This is a genomic window from Pseudomonas sp. GP01-A4 (assembly GCF_058780865.1).
Genome location: NZ_JBYSWF010000037.1, coordinates 40,406 through 61,938, shown reverse-complemented (window position 1 = coordinate 61,938; position 21,533 = coordinate 40,406). Strand labels below are relative to the sequence as shown.

The window sequence follows — 21,533 nt, the reverse complement described above, 5'->3', positions numbered from 1 at the left end:
CTGCATCAAAACCTTGGGGACTGGAGCGCGCTGCCGGTGGTGGGTCTGCTCGTCAGCTTCGGAAGGTCGCGGTAAGCCCGGACTATCCAGAGCCTGGCCGCGTGCAAGGGGTCGTGGAATACCGCAGGCGCGAAGCGACAAGGATATGCCGCGAAAGCCCCTTGCAGGCAAGGCCGGGCGGCGGATAGGCCATTGGGGCGATCCGCTACCTTCCGATGATGATGAGCCTACCTGGTGTTGCGGAAGGACCGGCAAGCGGAGCGCGCAGGCCGCAGGCCGGAGACGTGAGGATCGAAGCCCGAAGGGCCAAGACCTGGCGCGCTTTTGGCCAGGGCTTGGTTCACGAGAGCCGTCCCCCGAAGGGGGCACGCATGCAGGCAGTCGTTCCTTCCATCACTTCCCGCTGGCTGTCGCGTAAAGGCTGGATTACTGTACATGCAAACAGTATTCCGGTGATTTATGAAAGTCGTAGCAATCCAGCCACTCTTGGGATCTGGCATCCCGCTTCAATTGTTGTCCTGCACCGCTGCCGGTGGCTTTCCCAGCCCAGCGGCTGATTATTACGAACCTCCCATTTCGCTCGATGAACTGTTGAACATTCGCGCACCGCATATCTGGATCGTGAAAGTCGAAGGCGAGAGCATGCGCGATGCCGGAATTTTCACCGGAACCCGATTGATCATCGACCGGACAGTGACGGCGTGTTCCGGACACATTGTTATGGCGTATGTCGACAACCAACCCGTGGTAAAGCGGCTGGCCAAGTCAGCTGCAGGGTGGACACTGGAATCAGCAAACCCGACATACAAGGCCGTCACTCCCGACGAATTGACGAAGTGTTTGGCGTCGTGACTTGGAGCCTGTCGCCTCATGAACTTTGAACCCCGGCGACCTGTGTTCGGCCTGGTCGACGCGAACAAGTTTTACTGCAGCTGCGAGCGTATTTTCCGGCCCGAGCTGAGGGGTAAACCAGTGGTGGTACTTTCGAACTCGGATGGCTGCATCGTTGCTTGCACCAATGAGGCCAAGGCGCTTGGTTTGAAGATGGGAGATCCATATTTCAAGATCCGGGCATTTCTGGAGCGCAACGGTGTTGCAGCGTTCAGCAGCAATTACACGCTCTACGGCGAGTTATCGCACAGAATGGCCATGGCTACATCATCCCTGGTCAGTGCCGTGGTACAGTATTCAATTGACGAATCCTTCGTACGCTTAGAGGACCAGCGCGAACCATTGGTGGACGTGGGCCGAGCTATTCAGGCGCGCGTGCTGCAGTGGGTCGCGTTGCCGGTCGGTGTGGGCATCGGCCACACCAAAACGCTCGCCAAGGCAGCACAACATGCCTCGAAGATCTGGCGAGAGAAAACCGGTGATGTTGTAGACCTGCGCAGGCCGGAGGCTGTTGAGTGGTTGTTGCGCCGGATGCCTGTCGAAGAAGTGTGGGGCATTGGCAGGCGTATGCGCGATAACCTGGCCGGAGAAGGCATTAAAACAGCGTGGGAGCTATCCCACGCTGAGCCGCGAACAATGGGCCGCAAATACTCAGTGGTCTTGGAACGGACGATCAGGGAGCTTCGCGGCGAGTCCTGTATCGACATGGAACAAAGCCCACCGGACAAACAGACCATTTGCTCAAGCAAGATGTTTGGTCAGCGCGTCCACACAATCGAGGGGCTTGGCCAGGCGTTGGCCACCTATATCCACAAGGCCGCTGAGAAGCTGCGCAAGCAGCGATCTTTGTGCGGTGGCCTGCGGATCGGCATACAGACCTCGTTCCATGGCGACGGTCCGAAGTACGCCAATGCAGCCACGATCATTCCCGACTACCCAACAGATGACGTGCGCGTGCTGACCAAGCACGCGTTACGTGCGCTGGAAAGGCATCTATAGGCCGGGCTTTGCGTACAGCAAAGCAGAGGTCATGTTGATGGATCTGCGAAAGCGTGGTGAGTACACGCAAGATCTGTTCACGCCGAGTCAACCGGCGCGCGCTCATGAGCGTTATGGACAAGATCAACAGACGGTGGGGACATGACTGCTTACGCACTGCAGCTACCCCTGTCGCCGGACTGGGGCATGCGTAGGGCTCTGCTGAGCCCTAGTTACATGACAAGTTGGGATCAGATGTGGACGGTGCAATGCTAGTCGTCAAAGAGTTCTCGGGCCGGGGCTGGAACATCAACCCAGTCAGCCTTTTTCATCCATTGAATGAATTCCATGACGGATTGCCCGCTTTTTTCGTGTAGACCTGCGAGCATTCCCGACAGTGACCGCTGTAGTGTTTCACCGGTTTCGTCGTCCTCTACCTCCGCATAGTCTCCGTACGGATCATTGGAATTAAACACCTGGCTAATATGCCTGCCATGAACCCAGCGGAGGTGTTCATGTTCCCGCCAATAGTGCGGAAAGCGAGTAGCCAACTCGTCCCAGTCTGTGAATGTGTAGTGATCGGGATAATTGCAATCGCCGTTTGACGTGTAAACCCAGTACAACGCGCCAAGCGTAGGGTGAACGCTACTCACAAGGACTTCGCTCATGTGCAGCCTCCTAAACTGTGCCGGACTTGGCCAGCGCATCGAGGCGAGCTTCACGTAGCTGCTCGATTTCGAGGCAATAGCGGCTATAGGTCGCGGCTTGGATGCGGTCAATATCGTAAAGAGCTTTCAGGTATCCGTGGGCTTGCCACGCATTCAAGCGCACCGTTAGATCGTGTTCGGCGTCATTGATCATGTCGATGTGCATAGCCAAATGGGCTGTTATTGGGTCTTTAATATCAACTGGTCGATTCATCATGCTGTCCCCTCTTGAAGGGCTGATTTCTAAATAGGACATTCTCGCGTGCGAGAATTGACTTAGTTTCTGGATGGGGGAAATGCGGGGATCGCCTCTCCCTTGGGGTCGGTGCTTGCGTCCCATGCCCACCACCTGGTGCCGTAATGGGTCCGGTAGTAATCAGCCTTTACCTCTTTTCGTGCCAGATACTTGGGATCAGCACGGCCATAAACCTCCATCGGATATTCAGTGCCGGCACTGGCATCCATCAACCAGAAGTCGGGGAATACCTGGTCTTCGCTTGAGTCGAACCGCAAGGGTTTGACGAACCTGCGTGATTCCTCACGCAACCTGGCCTCGATCAGAGCTTCATACGAGGATTCAACCGGGATCCACTCGTCACTGACCACCATCAACGCGACATTGAGCGCCTGTGCTTTACCTGGTTCCGTAGGTTGATCGGTCTGAACAATCGCTATAACCCGCCGTCCTTGCCTCCAGGCCGACAGCTCGCGTTTGAAACGGCGAGCTACGGTCGACCAGATCTCGTCGTCCAGGAACATGCGAGGTACACCATTGAAACCCGTGATGGTCAGGTAGCGAGCTGCGGTTTTTTCCCGGTCTTCGGTATGGCCAGCAAGCGGCGCGATCACCAGTAAGCGACGGTTGTTCTTAATCGCGCTCTTGACTTTCCGCTCGTTGGCTTCGGATTGAAAACCCTTCGAGCCTGCCGCAATGACAAGCGCATCGCCGATACGCATTCTCGACGCAAGCATTCGATCTGCAGCGTCTTGCAACCTGCTATGTACGAGGCCCAATCCACGCTTTCCAGCCATCCCCGGCGACCAAGTGTTGAGCCCGGCTTCGTTCCATAGCAGGTGCAACAGGCCGAGCAGGGTCATTGCCGGTTTTGTCGCTCTGCCGCTGGCCGAGCTGCTGCCGGTGGCTTCGGGTGCCTGTCCAGTGTCTGCGGGCTCTTTCTTGCGTAACGAGAGGGTGAGCTTGATCTTGAGATCACCCTCGGACGTTTCTTCAACCACGCCTTTACTGTACGAGCCAAGGCCCGATTTATCGGGATCTGGCGAGTAGTAAACGCAATCCAAGGCGTGTTCGGCGCCGGTGCGTGGATAACGCGAAAGGTGGAATGAATCGCTATCTGACATATGCCGTACAGCAAGGAGGCGGCAACCAGTGCCAGGGCATTGGCAACTGACCGTTGCCTGTTTGTGCGCTTTCTGCAGTACCGCTTTCCATGGTGCTGCATAGCTGGCCTGAGTTTGGAACTGCTCACTGTACTGCTTGACTGAATCGCCGTGTGCGATGGACACGGCGTATCGTTGATCAGACATAGAAGCCTCCTACTGATCGTCCCAACTTGCTTCGCTGGCCAGTGAAAGCGCGTTGGTGCGCCGCGTTAGCAAGTCACACAGGTACTCGGCGTCATTCGTTGCGTCGGTCGAATCACGATCCAATGCGCTGTTCAGCGCATCGCAAAGCCAACGACTGGTATCCGGTGCGCTCAAGACCGTCTGGATTTCCAGCTCTATCGCTGCCGGTGTGGTGTCGCCATGGGCTTGAACACCTATCCAATAGGCGTTTTCCCAAAGACTTTTCGGGTAACCACCCATGAAGTCCTGGTGGAATGGGGCTTGTTCCCGACTGCCAATACGGTCCTGATTGGCGTCATTCAGGCCCTGACGGTGGCCTTCTTCTTCGCAAAAATGGAATAGCTCGATCAGCTCAAGCCCGCTGAATTCTGAGTCATGCCTTCCGCTCCAAGGCATTCTGCCGCAATGATTAAACGAGATAGTCGGCGCATATTCTGCGGGGTTTTCGTGGAATCTGATGATGGTCATAGTAAGTACCTTTCCGGTTGTGAACGCATATCCGTTCGCTGTAAAACCTCACGTACCCGGTGTATACTCAGGCCGTGGATTTTTGCTCCTTCGCAAAAAACCCAGAAACCCGCAAGCATTGCCGTGCTGCGGGTTTCGTCATTTTAACTGTGCGGAATTGAAGGCATGTCAGGCAGATCTACGCCATCTAGCGTTTCCTGCGCGGGTGGCTCCATACCTGGGCCAGATGGCAATTGAATTTCCCCATTGTTCAATTTTGGAAACTGCTTGAGTTTGTCGCTGCCTAGATCGGCTTGATCCTCAGACGATATAAGCACCCGCGCATTGAAGCGGGCGTACTGCAGATTCTCGCGCTTGTCTGCCCACGCGATCCGGCTGTTAACCACGTAGGCCAGCGTTCCTCCTCGTTGGCCACCTACGCTGATGGTCTGAATCCAGTTGTGCTTGGCCAAGACGCTGATTGCCCGCTTCGTGGTTGCAATTGACGTATTCATCATCTTGGCCAGGGTGGACTGGCTGACGATCAAAGCGCCGGACTTGTCCATGTTCTGGACAATCAGGTGCATCAGTTGCCCGGCCCTCGGTGCTTGAGCTATGAGAGCCGCCCATGCTTCGTGGCCTGCCCTTTCAGTCTGAACCCATGTGCCGCGTTGTGTCGGTTGGACCAGTGCGCGGACTTCTCCTTCGTCATCAATCATCATGCCTCCGGCGAGCTGTGTTAGCGTGTTCGATATCGTGCAAATTTGGAAGATATCGAACAGTGTGGATCTATCTTAGCTCATGGCGTGAGCTATAGGTAGTGCATCCCTGCACGTTATCTCTCAAGAAATGAGAGATAACGTGCAGGGATGAGCGAGGGGTAGCTCACGGGGGGGGGGTAGCTCATACAGTGAGCTAACGTAGCTCACAGATAGTGAGCGGGGGTTCGCTCACGGATAGTGAGCTATGGTGGTGCAAAGTAGGTGAACTGAGGTTCGCTCAAGTCGTGAGCTAGGCCATGCTCTGGAAGCCCCGTAATTCAAGGGCCTCTATCTCCTGGTTCTAATGATCTCTAACCACTCCAACTCATGCAGTGTCTGTTAGGCACTCAAAGTCGCCTGCCGGCGGCGGCCAGTCGTGAATGAATGACAGACTACGGCTACGCCTTCGCTAGTCACTCATTCCCAACCGGCTCAACTGGATAACCCTTCAATCAGTTCGTCACGGATACGCATCACAGTCGTGGTTGAGCAAGCTGCATGACGGGCGACTGCTCGGATACCCAAACCAGCAGCCAGAAGCTCACTAACTCGCTTGCGAAGCTCCAGATCTGCAGGTCTGCCCTTATAGACCCCAGCGGCTTTTGCTTTGGTGATGCCTTGGGACTGCCGCTGCCGACGCTGCAGATAATCCTTACGGGCGATTGCCGCCATCATATCGGTCATCATTGAGTTAATCGCGGCCAACATCCGATCAGTGAACTCGTCACCAGACGGCAAAGTGAGTCCTTGGTAACTGGTGGGAAGGTCGACGGCTACGATCCGCAGACCTCGGCTGTCTATCGCGGTTCTCAGTGCCCGCCAGTCCTGGTCATTCATACGAGACAGCCGGTCAATAGCTTCAACCAGAATTACGTCACCCCGGCGCGCATCGTTTAGAAGGCGTTGAAGCTCTGGCCGATCAGCGAGCGTGCCGCTGATGTTCTCCATGTAACTGGCAGCGATAACCTTCCCATGGCTCGCTACGAATTCTTCCAATTGATCGCGGGCACGACTGGCGTCCTGATCCTCGGTGGACGCTCGGAGGTAAGCACGGACGAACATGGGCGCCTCTCTGTATCATTTTGGGTGTGTTCTTCAGAGTGTATCAGAAAGGCTGTCACTTAAATTGAATCGTTCGGGCAGATCGAGAGCCCCGCCGCGTCTTACTTAAGATATACCCAGATATGACAGTCAGGATGTAGGACGGGAGGACTCCCCACACCATTGATTACTCGCTTTTTTGTACAAACGCTGCAGAAGTTGAGGATGTACTACGGGGAGGGTTTGCCCCTGTACCGTACGATACAGGGGCTAACAAAAACGCTTACGCGTTGAAGATGTGAATTAGGAACCAAATTGCGATACCAAACGCTGCTGTGTTGCCCAGGACTCGGATGATTCAGGATGAGCGTTGCAATGAGTGGCATAAGCCAACGGGTATTGCGCTGCATGTACGTGTCGTTGTCGGTGATTTTTTATGTGTTCATAGTGTTTCTCCTTGGTGTGTTCAACGGTTCCACGCTTCCCTGAGTCGTGTCAGTACCGGCGCTGCATTTTCAATTGCTGTGCGGTGATCAGATGCCGCTGATATCTGCGCCATAGCATCAATCACGGGTTTGTACTGTTCGTCAGCCTTCTCCTTCCCGTGCAGCTTCACCAGCTCGGTGTGGCCAACATCAGGTAAAGGCAATGGTTTGTTGTTCTGCGCTTCGGTCAGAGCTTCGCGTGCGCTTTTGTAATTCAGTTCGGCGGTGGCTAATTTTTGATAGTGCTTCTGCCGTTCGATTTGCTCTGGTTCGAACTCAGCGGCAAGTTGAAGCTGAGCCATCAACCATAATGATTGGTCGATTCTGCTCACAGCTTCGGATAGAGGCCGTAGGATTTCGGACAGCTCTTTCATGGTGACTGGTTTGTCATTGCTCATGGTCTACTCCCTGTCATTCATTGAATTCTTCTGCCAGTAGCGCACGCGTGCCGCGTCGGCTTCCTTGACGAAGCGATCGATCATGTCGGTGGGTGCGCAGATCTGCGCGCACTTCCAGCCTTCGGGGGTCTTCATCAGGTAGGCCGAATAAATTTTGTCGCGAATGGCAAGTGCCCGTTGCTTGGTGAGCCCATGAGCATTTGCAACGGCTACAAGGCCCTTGCCTTCGACCAGCAGCTCATAGGCAACAACGAGGTTGCGGGCATGCATCTTTGACGTTGAACGGATCCGCTCGAATTCATCGGGCGGGATCCGTAGGTCCTGGTCAGCAACTCGGCTACTCATTCCGGCGCTTTCCAGTTCTCGGCCTGGGCGGTGCGAGCTTTTTCCAGCTCGTTCTTGAGATAGTCGACTTCGGATTGAAGGGTTTCAACCTGTGCAGATAGGACTGTATTCGCCTCGCGCAGCTTGTCGAGTTCATCATCGAGAAGGGCAGGGCCAGCGGGTTTGACCTTTGTCTTTGACCCGCCATGAACGCGCAGGGCTTTGGTGTTGCGCAGCGCGGTTCTAACCTCTGTCCGCAGGTTCATATCTGGATTTGCGTCTGCACGCTGTAGCAGGTCAGCAGCTGCATCGCTGTCCAAGCGATCAAGGCGACCTAGATCATTGACGGTCGATATATCCGCGGTGATGCCCTTGGTAACAGCCTCACGGCTGGCTCCGTCACTGGTTACGTTTTCCAGATAAGCGATGCGTTCCGCCACCCAATTGAGGCTCTTGTTCCATTCGTCAGCGACCGCCTGCAGGGTTCCCAGCTCGTCCTTGTCGGCTTTCAGAGCGAGAGCAATGTCCAGCTGACTAAGGTTTTCGCTGTGTACGTTCTCTGAACGCTGGATGCGCTTGGCCTGTGCGTCTGTAAGTTCACGCACAACCGCTTTCAGCAACATGCCTTTCAGTTCGCAAGCTAAGTAACGGCGTTCACCTGCAACCATCAGGTATTTGAAACCTGACTTGGGGTTGGGGTGGGGACGGAGAATTGCAGGCTCGATCTGTCCGTTCTGTTCTATGTCGTCGCCCAGCTCCTCAAGCGACTCCTTGGAAAAGCCGGGGTTGTTACGGTTTCGAATCTGCTTGATGCATTGGATTTCACCGGTGCTGACACCGATGATGGTTTCACCATCGTTGAGCGCCGGTCTCTTCTGAAAATCCGAAAGTTTTTTGGCAGTCGCAGTAACGGCCCTGTCAAAAGGATTTGGTGTCTTCGTCATGTGATCTACCTCAGATTGACCAGACCTTCTCAAGAACAGCGGCACAGGCAGATTTCATTTCCCGTCCTGCAGCACGCTGACTACCGGATTTCGCTTTCCACCAAACCGGATTGCCGCTAGCGAGTGCCGAGTTGATGCATGGACGGTGAACGATATGGACCGGAAACATGGCATCGCCATAGCTCTCCTGAAGGCTTGGCAACAGGTCAATTTCATTGGTTGATCGGCTGTTGATCTGGTTTGGAAGAAAACCGAGGAACTGCAAGTTCGGGTTGTACTGCTCACGCACAGCTTCGATAGTGGACAGAAGCTTGGGCATGCGAGCGAGCGTGAAGCCGCTGATATTGAAGGGCGACACCACCGCGTCAGATGCTGCGAGCGCGGCGATCATCCGGCGTTGCAGGTTGGGCGGTGTATCAATCATGCACAGGTCAAAATCAGCAGAGAAGTGATCGAGCGCTTCTTTCAACCTGGTCACGATGCTGAGATCCATGTCGTCAACATCCAGCAATGGAACATCGGCCTCGATTAGCCAGATGTTTGCCGCAACCTGGCGAGGGTACAAGCCCTTATATTCGTCGCTGAATAGCATGCTTGATTGGACATAAGTTGTGTCGTCCCCGTCTTTGAGAGGCGGGTAGAACTGCGACAGATCGCCTTCATCGAGGTCGACGACTAGAACGCGTTTACCTTGCTCGGCAGCGAGACTGACAAGATGGACTTCAATAGTCGTTTTGCCGACGCCGCCTTTCTGGTTCGCCACGGTTGTGACTTTCATCGCCATGGGTATTCTCCGGTGAGCGCTGATTTGTGTAGGCACATCCTTGCATGCGTAAACCCCTTGGTCAACACCTAAGCAGGGTTTACTTTGTGATATTTCTCGCATGCGAGAAAAAGACAGCCTGCTAAAATCGGCGTCGGGTCGGGGGTCTATAGAGCGGGGCGTTTCCTTGCGCATCTATGGGCACTGATCAAGGGTGGCGGATCAGGGCGGCTCCTGCCCGCCGCCCGACCTCTCTAGATCGGGCATTCTGACCGTTCGTCCCCAATTCTTAACAAAATGAATTTTCCATTGTCATTAGCGCGTGAAGCACTGTCTTTGTGCCACATCCGCTTTTAGGCAAGGCTGAGCCTTGCACCACTCGATGACGTGAATATGGAAATTCGCCACCTTTCAAACACTTATAGAACCTAAACCGTAGCCGGGCTAATGCCTGGGGCTAGGCCTTTCGTTTTTTATCTGCATGGATCCGAATTTTTACAAATGAAACATTGATTCCGTCAAATGAAATGCTTATTCTGTGTAACGAAACATCGATTTCATGGAATAAAACCCGATAGAGGGAAGAAATGAGAGGTGGGATCTAGATCAAAGACGTGTAGGACTCCAGTATCGCCCCTGTATCTAGTGAACGGTTGCCCTGGGGAAATGATGCAGAGCCTAGACAAAAGAGAGTTGGCGGTTTTCGCCGTCGCACAGCCTGATTACCGGGTCGTTCTTGAGGAACGAATCGACAGCGACGGACGAAAGTGGGCATTAATTATTGAAAGTCCTTCGACGGGACAGGTTTACAACGTTGTAACCGCGTTAGGGAAAACCAGGTTATTCAAGAATGCCGATACTGCTATCGACTTCATAAAGGAAACCTGCCCTAACAACCCTTTTAGAGTAATAACAGTAACGTACGGGGGTTCCCCGTCATGATGAAAGAGGCAATGGTATGCAATCTCAAACTTCCAAAGTTGGACGAACCGTAGAAGGACTGAACAAAGAAAGTTGGCGTACTTGGCTCAAGGCCAAGGCATCACAAACCCTGCAAAGCGTTCTCTCGCAAAAGACCCCGTCGCATAAAGCGATGATGCGTAATGACTGGATGGCCAAGGCCACCAAGTTTGCAACGCTGGGGTCGCTTCTCTCGCTGGCCCTGATCCCTGAATTCGCCAACGCGGCACTGGATTTCAGTGGATTGAAAAGCATGGCCAAGGACTTCGTGTCCTTCCTCATCTTTGACGTTGGTTACTACCTGGGTATCGCAGCCATTGCGTTCTGCGGCTTTCAGGCGAAGTCCGGTCGTATGTCGTGGGGCCAGTTTGGCTGGGCGGTATTCGGTATCTTCCTGGTGTTCTTTGCCCCGAACTTTGTCGACACGATCAAAGAAGGCGCTCAATCAAGCTTGAGGTAATCCATGGCCGAGCAAAATCCTGATGAAGGTGAAGTGCTCGTAGTGGCGATGGCCCGGCCATCAATGGTGGGGCCGTTTACCTTATCGAGTATTTTGATCAGCCTCATAACCCCAGTGTTGGCAGCACTGTTACTTCGATCACTTTATGTGCTCGCTACGATGCCAATACTTTTTGCCGCTGCGTACTGGATCTGTAGCAAAGACGTGTACTTGTTTGGTGTGCTGAGAGCGGCATTCAAGTTGAGAGCATCACGGCTACGTAAACTGTGGGGATATAGAAGTTATGCGCCTCGTTGATAAAGCTTTTAATAAGCTAGTGCGAAATATGGATCTTTCGCTTGGTGTCCAACATCCAGAAGGGTCCGATCAGGATCTCGATGAGTTGGTGGTCAGCGAGATGGTACCGTATGACGTGCATTATGACGATCAAACAGTCATCACCGGCGAGGATTCGCTGGTGCAGGTCATCAAGATTGATGGCCTGATGTTCGACTCGCTCACTAGCACGCAAATCAAGCTGTTCGAAGAACGCCGCAATACCGTACTACGCACAGTGGCAAGCAGTGATTTTGCCATTTACGTTCATGTCATCCGCCGTAAGGTGATCGACTTTCCAGAAGGGCAGGGCGGTACTTGGTTCTCCAAGTATTTCAATGCCCGGTTGCGCAAGCGCTATGAGAACAGAGGTTTCTACGTCAACGAGATCTATATCTCGCTGGTTCGGAACCGCTTTCGCTCAGGCGTGCCAGGACTCATGGATCGGGCAATCGCGCTGGTCACTGGTAACTCAGCTGCAGATGAAGCAGGCGAGACGCATGAAGCGATGGCCGACTCACTCTACAAGGCCGCAAACCTTGTACTGCGAGGCTTGTCCGACTATGGCGCTACTCGTCTGCGCATCCAGCGTCATCCGACTGCAACCAACGGCGTCATTGATCGCGAAGCTGCATATCAAGCAGTGTCCCGCTTCCAGTGGAAATGGGACGACTTCAAGGTCCAGCTGGGGGATCACGCCGAGTACGACGCAGATGCTGTTTACGATTACCTGGGCGAGGAATACTGCGAGCTGAGCAGCTTCTTCAACTACTTGATCAATCTTGAGTACCGGAAAATCCCGGTCACTGAACTGAAAATCAAGGAAGCATTGCCCTACGCCCGGTTGAACTTCCGCATCCTGGCAAACATGTGCGAGATTCGCGGCAGTACGTCAGCACGCATCGGTTCCATGTTGAGCATGGCTGAATGGCCGCGTCGTACACCGTCGCGCATGATGAACAAATTCCTGCAACAGCCAGTTGAATTCATCATCACTCAATCGTTTTTCTTCGAAAACCGTATTGAAGCTGAGTCGGCAATGATGGATGAAACTCGCCGTCTCAAGGTTGCGGATCCACACAAAATCTCCGAGGACGATGCCAAGGAACTGGCCGAGGGTATCCGTGCTTTGCGCCGTGGCGATACGGTCAATGGTAAACATCACCTGACCATTTTCATTCACGTTCCATCAGACACAAACACCACCGCCGAGAGTCGCAAAGCGAATGTGAAGCGACTGGATAATGCAGTTGGTTTGATCGAAGGCTGTTTTGTCGACCTGAACGTCAAGTCGGTTCGTGAGTGGTTGGCCCTTGAGACGTTCTTCTGGTCGCAGCTACCTGGTCAACAAGAAGCTCTTATCGGTCGCCGGGGAAAGATCAAGTCAACCAACTTTGCGGGCTTCGCATCGTTGCACAACTTTGCTCGCGGGCGTCGTGACGGCAACCTGTGGGGCCCTGCAATCACTGCTTTCGAAACGGAAAGTGGCACTCAATACAACTTCAACTACCACCGTGAATTGGAAGGGATGGTCGCTGGCCACACTGGCGTGGCTGCAGGCACCGGGTCGGGTAAAACCGCATTGATCGCTGAAACAGTCAGTGAAGCGGACAAAGCCTTGCCGGTTGTGTACTGGTTTGACATGCGCTACGGGGCCACGGTTTTCATGATGGCCATGGGCGGCGTGCATTCCATCCTTTCCCCGCACAACAGCATGGGTTGGAACCCCTTCAAACTCCCTGACACGCCTGAGAACCGTGCCTACCTGATCGATCTGCAGATCCAGATGCGTGAGTGCTACGCAAGCACCGCCACTGAGGCCGACGATATCAAGCGGTTCAAGGATGCAGTAAACGAGAACTACGAGCTGCCGTACGAAAATCGTCGGTTGCGCAATGTTGTATGGACCTACGGGCACGGTGCATTAGCCGACATCATGGCCATCTGGCACGGGGCCAAAGGAATCGAAGGTGCAAACGCCGGCGTATTTGATAACGAAACCGATACTTTCGATCTCAGTAAGTCCCGGCACTACTGCTTTGAAATGTCGGAGCTGATGAAAGGCGGCGAAGCACGCCCGGAACTGCCGGTAGTGATGAGCTACCCATTGCACTGCATTGAGCAGGCCATGAATGGCAGACCCTTCATTCTGGTTTTGGATGAAGGGCAGAACCTGGTCAAAAACGATTTTTGGTGCAATCGAATTGACAATTTCATCATGCAGATCCGCCGTAAAAACGGGATTTTGATCTTCATCACCCCGGACGCGAAGTACTTCCACAGTGAAACCGACTCCATCGACAAGCAGACCGTAACCAAGATCTACCTGGCCAGCGACTCGGTGAAAGACGAAGACCACAAGAACCTGACGGAGGAAGAAAAGAAGTGGTTGCGCGAGCTGAATCCAAAGGACCGCAAGTTCTTGATTCGTCGCGGCCAGGAATCGATTCGTGCGTGCTTCGACCTGTCCTCCGATAACCCTGACGAAGACCTGTCCGATTTCATTCCGGTCCTGTCTTCAAACGATGTTGGTGTGGCCTTGATGTACTCAATCATTGAGCGCCTGGGCACCAATGACCCCGAGGTCTGGGTGCCAGTTTTCATGGCAGAGGCCAAGGCCAATAACACCCACAACTTGAAGGCGATTCGATGATGGCTCGTATGAAGAAATTAAGTATTGCTACAGCAATAGTGATGGTTCTCGGTGGCTCAGCTCACGCGGGGGTTCCTACATTCGACTATGCAAACGCAGCCGCGATGGCTCAAGAGTTGGCCCAGCTTCAAGAGCAATTCAAGGTACTCAAACAGCAGTACGAAACTCAGACCAACATTATGAACAATATGCAAGGTTCCTATGGTCGAGGTTCTATCGGTCTGAATGATTCGATCAATTCCGCATCCGTAGTGCCCGGTTCCTGGCAAGAGGTTGTATCTCGTCAAAACTCGGGTGCCTACGGCAGCAAGCAGTCGTATTACGAGGAACTGGTCAACACCTTGCCGCAAGAACTGTTCGCCAGTCCCGACAGCAACCGGGCACGCGGATACCAGCTCAGCTCTAACTCTGTTGTCGCTGCCATGTCAGCGGGTGAAGCGCTGTACAGCGAGGTACAGGTTCACTTGAACAACCTGACCACGCTTTCCATGCAAGTTGATAGCACCACCAACTCCAAGGATGCCGCCGACCTGCAAAACCGAATTGCCACTGAGAACGGCATGCTTACGTCTGCCCAATCCAAGCTGCAGGCATTGAACATGAACCTGCAGGCGAACCTGGCTAATCAGGAAAACCAAGCAACGTCGCAGAACGAACAGTTCTTCCGTTGGAAAAAAGACTAATTCTCGCGTGCGAGAAAAGGAGATCACATGAAAACTCTTTGGCTGATTCTCAAGATCATCACCGTACCGGCCTGGGGGCCTCTGTGGCTGTTCTACCGGTTTGGCAAGTTCATGCTGCTGCTCGTCATCGTGTCTGCGGCTTCGGGCTGTGTAACCAACACCGGCAAGATCGACAAGTCGCCATGTGCCTGTGAGTTCAAGCCTTTCGTTATTCAGGCCAAGGAGGCCCGCAATGTCTAAGTTCTTCACCGTCACCAATACCGTGTGCGTGATCGTCGCCGGGTTTGTCGTGGGGACCATCATCTACGTCAACACCACCACCTTTCAGTTCGGTAGCGAGGCTCCAGCGGCTTCTAATGGCGATGCTCCCGTACGGATCGAAACGTCTTCTGGCAACCCGTTGTTGAAAGCCACTAAAGCTGATGTGGCCAGGTGGTTTCCGGGGACATGCTTCGCCGAGATCTACATGAAGAACCCATCGTACAAAGGGGGCCTGGTCGCTGGGTGCATCGACAAAACGTCGAAAGAGATCAAAGCCGAAACGGGCGTGACACTTGGTGCTGATGACTTCCGTTCTTCCGAGGTCATCACGCACTTCAAGTCTGTGTACGGGGCATCGAATCCATGGCGGACCTAACCCTCAAGGGCCTGATTGGGGCGACCGATGAGGTGACAACTAGCTTTGTCGCCGAGGTCTTCCCAAATCTCGCTGGCTTGGTAGAGCCCCTGGTCTGGACAATCGCCGTCGCTTATTGGGCAGTCCTGGGTATTCAGACCTATAACGGCAAAATCTCTGTTGCGCCGTGGGACATTGTTAAACGGGCAATGCTCACGTTTATGGTCTTCCTGACGCTCAACTGGTCAACCGGAGGGTCGGCGCTCTATCAGATTTGGGGCACTTGGACTGAAACCATTGCGGCACAAATTATGAGCCGGGGTGTTGATAGCACTTCAATGCTTGACGCGCTTTATGTGAATGTCGGCCAGGTCGCAAGCACGCTGATGAACGTTAGCTGGCGTCAGTTTGGCATGATCATCATGGGTTCGGGTTTGTTTGCGGTGAACTGCATTTTGTTTATCGCTGCAATCCTGAATATGCTGATCGCTAAGTTTGGTGCAGCAATCATTATGTGCATCTTGCCAATACTGCTCGGGTTCGTTTTTTTCGAGCAAACACGGCAATGGACAATGAGCTGGTTTAGCAAAATGCTGAACTTCTCGCTGATCTACATATTGTCCATCGCAATTGTTCGTTTTGGATATGCGATTTTCGGTCAAGCAATTGATGAAGTCGCCAATACAGCCACCATTTCGGATGCTGCGTTGATCACCGCTCAACAATGGGGAACTCTTATCATCGTTGAAGGCGTGTTGATCATCTGCTTATTGCAAGTTCGTGGGTGGGCAGCTGCGATTGCTACCAGCGCAACAGTCGGTGGTTCTTCGTTGGCGATGATGGCATTGCGAACTGTAGGATTGGGGAAATAAGCAATGGACAATACATTGAAGAAAGATGAGATTGCACGCCGTAAGCGTCAGCTCGAACACAAGAAGGTAAAACAAGAACGTAACCGTAGTTACTTCCTGAATGGTGCGTTCGCACTAGCCCTGCTGGGGTCGGCAATTGCCATCGCGTTCCTGGCTGAAACAAAGACGTTCGTCAATGTGGTGACGGTGATCGGCGCCGATGGTGAAGTGCTCAAGCAGCGCACGGTTACGGCGGAAAACGTCGATAAAGAGCAGGCTGTTATCGAAGGCGTTCTGTTTGATTTCATTCGTGCTTGTAACACCTTTGACCCTCGCCGCAAGCAACAGCTGTCCGATACCTGCCACACGTACATGACCCGGAATGTCGCTGTCGAATATGAGAAGGAGATCAGCCCTGATAACGCACGCAATCCATACGCTTCGCTCGGAGAAAACGACTGGATCGAGGCCCAACCCAAGCGCATGAACAAGGTTGGTGATGAGTATCAGGTGATATTCCTTTCAACCAATCACAAGTGGGGTGACAAAGAGCCAAGGGTTACTTCCTACCTGGCAACGATAAAGGTTGCACACACAATGGTCCCTAGAGCCTTGGGTGATCGTTGGGAAAACCCGTTTGGCACCTTGGCAACTTTATACCGTAAGAGTGAAGAACTGAGCCGCCAGTAATTCATTCCCACAAGGAAACTAATCATGAAAAAACAGTTCGCTCTACCGACAGCTATTGCCCTGAGTTTGGCTCTGTGTGCATTTAATGCACAAGCCGCAAAGTTGCCGAGGGCTCTGTCCTCTGACAACCGTGTCAAACAAGTGCCTTATGACCCAAACCAAGTTTACGAGCTGGTCGGGACTTACGGATACCAAACATCCATTGAGTTCGAAGCGGATGAAATGGTCAAAGTCGTTGCACTTGGTGACACGATTTCCTGGCAGAGCATGCCATTCCGTAACCGGGTTTTCTTGAAGCCCGTGGAAGACAATGCAGACACAAATATGACGGTGATTACATCCAAGCGGACGTATTACTTTCAGCTCAACAGTACGAAGGCGAAAACAAGCCAGTCGTACTTGATCCGATTCGTTTATCCAACCAGCCGTGTCACATCGTTTAACGATGCAGCGGATACCCCAGCGCCTACGGCTACTGGGCCAGTCACCAGCACCGGTACTCCTTCTTCCCCGAACATCAACTACGGCTATTCGGGTGACAAAGAGGCCATCGGCCTGCAGGGCGTCATGGATGACGGTCAGTTCACCAAGTTTTTGATGAAGAAAGGTGCGGATCTGCCGCAGTTTTACCGCGTGCTGCCTGACGGCACTGAGGCAATGGTCAATGCTCGCCGCGAGGGTGAGTATTGGGTGGTTCAGCGCCTGGCCAGCATGTTCGTGGTGCGCAGCGGCAATTCCTACATCTGCGTTGAAAACCTGTCGAATCCGTATAAGCGCACTGTTACTCGGGGTGCGCGTGATGGGGGAGGGGCATAACCATGGCGAAGGAACCTATCAAACCAACTGATCAACCAGCGGACAAAACCCGCGAAGAAGAAATGGCCGAGTGGAACGAGTCGCAATCGAACTCGATGCTAAAGGCTGGCTCTGGTGGAAAGCGCAGCGGCGTTCTGATGATTGGCGCGGCGGTTGTGGCGTGTGGTTTTGTGTACTGGCTCAAGCATGACAGCGGCGAGCCTGCTGCCCCTGCAAAAAACGACGAGATAGTCGCTGCTGATCGCCGCAAGGTCCAGGACCCAACACCTAAGCGCGAAGCGGCGAAGGTCAAGCCAGTGAGCAACGATGGCGAGCCTGGCGCACCCGCTGACACTCCGCGTTCAACAGCTGAGCGTCAGACTCAACAGGAGGGCTTGAGCGAAGCTGAACGTCAGCGTCAAGCGTTGGAATTGCAAGAAGAGGTGGCGCGCAAAAAGATGCTCGCTGCGCGTCAACGCTCCGCGATTTTTGCAACTGCAAAGGACGATGGTTTTGCGCAAGGTCGTGACGATCAAGATCCAGCTCAACAGCCAGCCGGTGGGTCGTTGCTGGGCGGTAACTCGGGTAATTCCGGGCGCGTCTCCCGCAATGCCAACGAGAATTTCGCATCGTCGACTTACTCCACCGGCGTACCGGTGGCGAAAGCTCGCGCTCTGGAAAATTTGCAGTTCAAGGTTCTGCAGGGTGCTGCAATCGAGGCGACTTTGCAGCCACGGGCGCAGAGTCAATTGCCCGGTCAGATTTGTGTAACCACTGCTCAGGACGTTTATGCGGCGGAGGGTCGCCGCGTAATGATCCCTTGGGGGTCTTCGGTGTGCGGGAGCTATAACGCCAGTCTGTCACCTGGTCAAGAGCGCCTATTCACCGTTTGGAACTGGTTGCGTATGCCCAAGTTGCCGGGTCGTCGCGCCATGGAAATTGCATTGGATAGCGCTGGATCTGACCAACTGGGCTCCGCTGGCCAAGGTGGTGTCGTTGATAACCACTGGGCGCAGATCTTCGGCGTTGCTGCTGCCGTCTCGATCATCGGCGCGGGTGCTTCCAACTCCGGCGTTTCCTCGGGTGATCAAGAAAACTCGGCCTCGCAGTACCGTACTGAAGTGCAACAGGCTGCTGCTGAGTCCTCGCAAACCATTCTTAGCCGGTACGCAAACATTCAACCGACAGTCACCGTTCCTCATGGCTCACGCGTTGTGATCTACCTGCAGCGTGATTTGGACTTCACCGAACAGTTCGCCGAGGAAGCCAAAGAGGCTGACAGCGGCGGCGTGAAATTCATTAACTGAGGTTTTTCCATGTCTGAGATTGCTTCGTTCCGTCAAAAGCTGCGCAGCTTTGATTTCCTGCTCGATGACCCTGCGGTATCCGAGATCGCTATCAATGGTCCAGGCAACGTATGGGCCGCGTATCGCGGTAGCCGGTTCATGCGCCCCGTCGTTGTGGATGGCGTCACCCTTCCGCTGATCAAGTCGCTGGCCGAGTTGATTGCGGCGCATACAGAGCAAGAGGTCAACGCTTATACGCCGATCCTGTCCGGTCGCATCCCTATGGACATGAGCGACCACGTAGCGGACTCGGAACGTGGCGACTATCGGGTCCAGTGCGTGCTTGCGCCTGCCGTTGAGCAACATATCGGCGGCATCGTCTGTATTCGTAAACCTGGCCGCGTTCAGCTGACGATGGACCAATACATCGCTTCGGGAGCGTTTGACCAGATCAACGAGGCACGCACGCCAGATCAGTACAGCGATGATCACCTGGTCGAGTTGTACCGCGCCAAGCGCTGGTCGGAGTTTTTCATTGGGTGCGTCAAGGCCCACAAAAACATCATGATTTCGGCAGGGACAAACGCTGGCAAAAGCACCTTCCTCAATATGCTGTTGCAGCATGTTGACCCTAATGAGCGGATCGTCACCATCGAAGATACCCGCGAGATCCGTCTCAAAAGCGAGAACGTGGTTCATTTGATCTATTCCCGAGGTGGCCAAGGCAAAGCGCGGGTCACTCCGTTTGATCACCTTGAGTCGATTCTTCGTCTTACGCCTGACCGCGCAATCATGGGCGAGCTTCGCGGTGCTGAGGCTTACCCCTATCTTGAATTGCTGAACACCGGCCATAGCGGTTCATTCAGCACAATCCACTCGGACAGCCCCGACCTGATGTTTGACCGGCTTGCGTCGATGGCATCGCGTGGCGGCTCTGACATGACCAAAAACCAACTTGTGGAATTCTCACGTCACCTGATCGACGTAGTGATCCAGTGGGAATACGGCTTCGATGGCCGTCGATTCATCACGGAGGTGCAATATGCAAAAGCTGCCTAAATTCGCGCTGGCCATCCTCGCATCGGCCTGCCTTGTCGGCCACGTTGCCGCCGAAGAATCACAGCCTAAACGTTTCTCCGAACTGGCAGCCAAGTGCGCCCCGAACGTTCACGCGTCAACGCTCAAAGCGCTGATAGGCAATGAATCCTCTTTCAACCCTTACGCCATTGGCGTGGTTGGTACTCGTCTTGAGCGTCAACCCCAGTCCCTAAGTGAAGCCGTTGCGACGGCTGAACAGCTGGAGCGGGATGGCCACCGTTACGCGATGGGCTTGGGGCAACTGCTTGTCACGAACATGCGCGCCCGGGGCCTGAGCTATCAGGACGTTTTCGAGCCCTGCCGCAACCTGCAGGCGATCAGCAATTTGCTGATCGAGTATTACAGTCAGGCCCTCAAGACCAGCAGCACGAAGCAAGAAGCGTTGTTGAAAGCAACGTCGATGTATTACAGCGGCAACGAACTGCGCGGTTTCAAACCAGACCATCCTGGGGAAATGTCCTACGTCGAAAAAGTGGTCGACCGTGCAAGTAACCCAACGCCAGAAGATCCAATTGTGCCCGCGTTCGACGTTCAGGAAGCCGCTCAAGCCATCCCTGTAGTTGCTAGCACCAAATCCCCATCGAAAGCGCGTAAGCGCGCTCAGGGAGCCTCTGAGCAGCCTGCTGGCCCGTGGCTGACCTTCACTGATTCAAACGGTCAGGCGGTAGCACAGGCACAACCCCAAGCACAGCAAAAGCCGCAGATTCAGGTTCAGTTGGATACCGGCGATGCGCCCGAGGAAAAACGGCAGTTCACAGCCTTTGACGGGCAGACTGCTAATGCTGAGCCAGCGGCAACGCCCGTACAGCAGCAAGCCACCCCTTCGTTCGTACAGATAATTAACTGATTTCTCGCATGCGAGAAAAGGAGATCCCAATGCGCAAACAAGTTTTAGCTTTTCTGGCGACTTTGGCATTTGCCGGTGTTGCCCAAGCAGGCGCGCAGCCCCCTAATGACCTTTCGAATGGGGAAAACAGCAATGACGATGCTTGCGGTGCAACTCTCTGTCTGCTTGGCATGTCCCGCGACGGTGATTGCGACAAATATCTCAAGCGCTATTTCAGCATCGTGAAGTTCAAGCATGGCAACTTCAGCCCATCCCGGACTGCTGCAGCCCGTGGGGATTTTGTCGCGCAATGTGTTGAAGCTCAAGACAGCGCCAAAGAAGCAAACGATAAGTGGGGAGGCTCGCGCTATGGGTTCTAAGTTGCACGCCGCCCGCATTTTTGCCTTCTCCGCGTTCTTTGGCTTGGTGTCTCCAATTGCTTGGGCGGACCAGTCCACGGACGCCAAGCCGTCAGCGGCGGCGGTCGATGTAGACGGTGCACGTCGCATCGAGGTGGGGTTTTCTCCGGAAGGATCTGCCCGCGACCTGGTACTGCGAACCATTGATTCTGCCTCCAGCTCGATCAGGCTCTCGGCCTACGTGTTCACCAGTCCTGATGTTGCGAAAGCATTGATCACAGCGAAACAGCGCGGGGTCGATGTGGCGGTGGTTGCTGATTACCAAGGCAACCTGCAGGGCAACGGCTCGCGGGCTGGGAAACACGCGCTGTCACTCCTGGTACGTGCTGGCATACCGACGCGCACGATCAGCACTTACGCGATTCATCATGACAAATTCATCGTTGTGGATGGCAAAGCGGTAGAAACCGGGAGCTTCAACTACTCCGCTGCCGCCGCCAAGAGCAACAGCGAGAACGCATTGGTGGTTTGGAATGATGCCGATCTCGCCGAGCAATACCTGAACCACTGGCAAAGCCGGTGGGATCAGGGCAAAGCTTTCAAACCGCAGTATTGAGC

28 protein-coding genes are annotated in these 21,533 nt (G+C 54.0%); 18 read left to right on the top strand and 10 right to left on the bottom strand.

The annotated features are described in order from the left end of the window. Positions 1-459 precede the first annotated feature (459 nt). From AC3WKX_RS20645 to AC3WKX_RS20630, 4 genes are all read left to right on the top strand, one after another. Positions 460-852, top strand: a complete 393-nt coding sequence (locus tag AC3WKX_RS20645) for a LexA family protein (RefSeq protein WP_256579813.1) — start codon at positions 460-462, stop codon at positions 850-852. Positions 853-870: 18 nt separating this feature from the next. After that, positions 871-1,890 (top strand): Y-family DNA polymerase, encoded by a 1,020-nt coding sequence (locus AC3WKX_RS20640; RefSeq protein WP_488656213.1) that lies wholly within the window; start codon positions 871-873, stop codon positions 1,888-1,890. 104 nt (positions 1,891-1,994) lie between these two features. Then, positions 1,995-2,084 carry a DUF4113 domain-containing protein gene (locus AC3WKX_RS20635; protein WP_488656212.1) on the top strand — a complete coding sequence of 30 codons (90 nt, stop codon included), beginning with the start codon at positions 1,995-1,997 and terminating at the stop codon, positions 2,082-2,084. After that, positions 2,047-2,145, top strand: a complete 99-nt coding sequence (locus AC3WKX_RS20630) for a DUF4113 domain-containing protein (protein ID WP_488656214.1) — start codon at positions 2,047-2,049, stop codon at positions 2,143-2,145. The genes AC3WKX_RS20635 and AC3WKX_RS20630 overlap by 38 nt, the downstream gene beginning before the upstream one ends. On the opposite strand, the gene AC3WKX_RS20625 is transcribed toward AC3WKX_RS20630, so the two are convergent. The 10 genes from AC3WKX_RS20625 to AC3WKX_RS20580 form a co-directional block, all read right to left on the bottom strand. Further along, positions 2,142-2,537 carry a hypothetical protein gene (locus tag AC3WKX_RS20625; protein ID WP_102605349.1) on the bottom strand — a complete coding sequence of 132 codons (396 nt, stop codon included), beginning with the start codon at positions 2,535-2,537 and terminating at the stop codon, positions 2,142-2,144. The two genes, AC3WKX_RS20630 and AC3WKX_RS20625, sit on opposite strands and share 4 nt — an antisense overlap. Before the next feature lie 10 nt (positions 2,538-2,547). Next, positions 2,548-2,793 (bottom strand): hypothetical protein, encoded by a 246-nt coding sequence (locus tag AC3WKX_RS20620; RefSeq protein ID WP_102605348.1) that lies wholly within the window; start codon positions 2,791-2,793, stop codon positions 2,548-2,550. A gap of 59 nt (positions 2,794-2,852) precedes the next feature. After that, positions 2,853-4,121 carry a DUF1173 family protein gene (locus AC3WKX_RS20615; protein WP_102605347.1) on the bottom strand — a complete coding sequence of 423 codons (1,269 nt, stop codon included), beginning with the start codon at positions 4,119-4,121 and terminating at the stop codon, positions 2,853-2,855. A 9-nt stretch (positions 4,122-4,130) separates the two neighbouring features. Then, the gene (locus AC3WKX_RS20610; RefSeq protein WP_256579812.1) at positions 4,131-4,628 is read right to left on the bottom strand and encodes a hypothetical protein; all 498 of its coding nucleotides are present in this window, start codon (positions 4,626-4,628) and stop codon (positions 4,131-4,133) included. Between the two features lie 143 nt (positions 4,629-4,771). Next, positions 4,772-5,326: a replication/maintenance protein RepL gene (locus AC3WKX_RS20605; RefSeq protein ID WP_102605346.1), complete on the bottom strand. Its 555-nt coding sequence runs from the start codon at positions 5,324-5,326 to the stop codon at positions 4,772-4,774. Between the two features lie 474 nt (positions 5,327-5,800). Further along, positions 5,801-6,430, bottom strand: a complete 630-nt coding sequence (locus tag AC3WKX_RS20600; protein ID WP_102605345.1) for a recombinase family protein — start codon at positions 6,428-6,430, stop codon at positions 5,801-5,803. Between the two features lie 445 nt (positions 6,431-6,875). Then, positions 6,876-7,292, bottom strand: a complete 417-nt coding sequence (locus AC3WKX_RS20595; RefSeq protein ID WP_102605344.1) for a hypothetical protein — start codon at positions 7,290-7,292, stop codon at positions 6,876-6,878. Between the two features lie 3 nt (positions 7,293-7,295). After that, on the bottom strand, positions 7,296-7,637 hold the full coding sequence (locus tag AC3WKX_RS20590; protein ID WP_102605343.1) for a TrfB-related DNA-binding protein: 342 nt from the start codon (positions 7,635-7,637) through the stop codon (positions 7,296-7,298). Further along, positions 7,634-8,560 carry a ParB/RepB/Spo0J family partition protein gene (locus AC3WKX_RS20585; protein WP_102605342.1) on the bottom strand — a complete coding sequence of 309 codons (927 nt, stop codon included), beginning with the start codon at positions 8,558-8,560 and terminating at the stop codon, positions 7,634-7,636. The genes AC3WKX_RS20590 and AC3WKX_RS20585 overlap by 4 nt, the downstream gene beginning before the upstream one ends. A gap of 10 nt (positions 8,561-8,570) precedes the next feature. Continuing rightward, complete coding sequence (locus AC3WKX_RS20580) at positions 8,571-9,344, bottom strand: ParA family protein (protein WP_102605341.1); 774 nt, start codon at positions 9,342-9,344, stop codon at positions 8,571-8,573. Between the two features lie 937 nt (positions 9,345-10,281). Between AC3WKX_RS20580 and AC3WKX_RS20575 the strand changes: the two genes are divergently transcribed. From AC3WKX_RS20575 to AC3WKX_RS20510, 14 genes are read left to right on the top strand one after another with little or no spacing between them, the layout of a single operon-like run. Next, complete coding sequence (locus tag AC3WKX_RS20575; protein WP_102605340.1) at positions 10,282-10,743, top strand: TrbC/VirB2 family protein; 462 nt, start codon at positions 10,282-10,284, stop codon at positions 10,741-10,743. A 3-nt stretch (positions 10,744-10,746) separates the two neighbouring features. Continuing rightward, complete coding sequence (locus AC3WKX_RS20570; protein ID WP_102605339.1) at positions 10,747-11,040, top strand: VirB3 family type IV secretion system protein; 294 nt, start codon at positions 10,747-10,749, stop codon at positions 11,038-11,040. Then, positions 11,027-13,711 (top strand): VirB4 family type IV secretion/conjugal transfer ATPase, encoded by a 2,685-nt coding sequence (locus tag AC3WKX_RS20565; RefSeq protein WP_256579811.1) that lies wholly within the window; start codon positions 11,027-11,029, stop codon positions 13,709-13,711. Before AC3WKX_RS20570 ends, AC3WKX_RS20565 begins: the two co-directional genes overlap by 14 nt. 8 nt (positions 13,712-13,719) lie before the next feature. Next, positions 13,720-14,394, top strand: coding sequence for a TrbJ/VirB5 family protein (locus tag AC3WKX_RS20560; protein ID WP_173883035.1), 675 nt, complete (start codon positions 13,720-13,722; stop codon positions 14,392-14,394). A 27-nt stretch (positions 14,395-14,421) separates the two neighbouring features. Continuing rightward, positions 14,422-14,634: a hypothetical protein gene (locus AC3WKX_RS20555; RefSeq protein WP_102605337.1), complete on the top strand. Its 213-nt coding sequence runs from the start codon at positions 14,422-14,424 to the stop codon at positions 14,632-14,634. Then, positions 14,627-15,031 (top strand): hypothetical protein, encoded by a 405-nt coding sequence (locus AC3WKX_RS20550; protein WP_102605336.1) that lies wholly within the window; start codon positions 14,627-14,629, stop codon positions 15,029-15,031. Before AC3WKX_RS20555 ends, AC3WKX_RS20550 begins: the two co-directional genes overlap by 8 nt. Continuing rightward, positions 15,019-15,882 (top strand): TrbL/VirB6 family protein, encoded by an 864-nt coding sequence (locus tag AC3WKX_RS20545; RefSeq protein ID WP_102605335.1) that lies wholly within the window; start codon positions 15,019-15,021, stop codon positions 15,880-15,882. Before AC3WKX_RS20550 ends, AC3WKX_RS20545 begins: the two co-directional genes overlap by 13 nt. A gap of 3 nt (positions 15,883-15,885) precedes the next feature. Beyond that, complete coding sequence (locus AC3WKX_RS20540; protein ID WP_102605334.1) at positions 15,886-16,551, top strand: VirB8 family type IV secretion system protein; 666 nt, start codon at positions 15,886-15,888, stop codon at positions 16,549-16,551. 24 nt (positions 16,552-16,575) lie between these two features. Further along, complete coding sequence (locus AC3WKX_RS20535) at positions 16,576-17,367, top strand: TrbG/VirB9 family P-type conjugative transfer protein (RefSeq protein WP_102605333.1); 792 nt, start codon at positions 16,576-16,578, stop codon at positions 17,365-17,367. A 2-nt stretch (positions 17,368-17,369) separates the two neighbouring features. Beyond that, positions 17,370-18,653, top strand: a complete 1,284-nt coding sequence (locus AC3WKX_RS20530) for a TraB/TrbI/VirB10 family type IV secretion system protein (protein WP_102605332.1) — start codon at positions 17,370-17,372, stop codon at positions 18,651-18,653. A gap of 9 nt (positions 18,654-18,662) precedes the next feature. After that, positions 18,663-19,691, top strand: coding sequence for a P-type DNA transfer ATPase VirB11 (gene virB11, locus AC3WKX_RS20525; RefSeq protein ID WP_102605331.1), 1,029 nt, complete (start codon positions 18,663-18,665; stop codon positions 19,689-19,691). Beyond that, a complete protein-coding gene (locus AC3WKX_RS20520; RefSeq protein ID WP_102605330.1) occupies positions 19,675-20,577 on the top strand; it encodes a lytic transglycosylase domain-containing protein in 903 nt (300 codons plus the stop codon). Before virB11 ends, AC3WKX_RS20520 begins: the two co-directional genes overlap by 17 nt. A 29-nt stretch (positions 20,578-20,606) precedes the next feature. Then, a complete protein-coding gene (locus tag AC3WKX_RS20515; protein ID WP_102605329.1) occupies positions 20,607-20,936 on the top strand; it encodes a TrbM/KikA/MpfK family conjugal transfer protein in 330 nt (109 codons plus the stop codon). Then, a complete protein-coding gene (locus AC3WKX_RS20510) occupies positions 20,926-21,531 on the top strand; it encodes a phospholipase D family nuclease (RefSeq protein ID WP_102605328.1) in 606 nt (201 codons plus the stop codon). The genes AC3WKX_RS20515 and AC3WKX_RS20510 overlap by 11 nt, the downstream gene beginning before the upstream one ends. Positions 21,532-21,533: the final 2 nt, after the last annotated feature.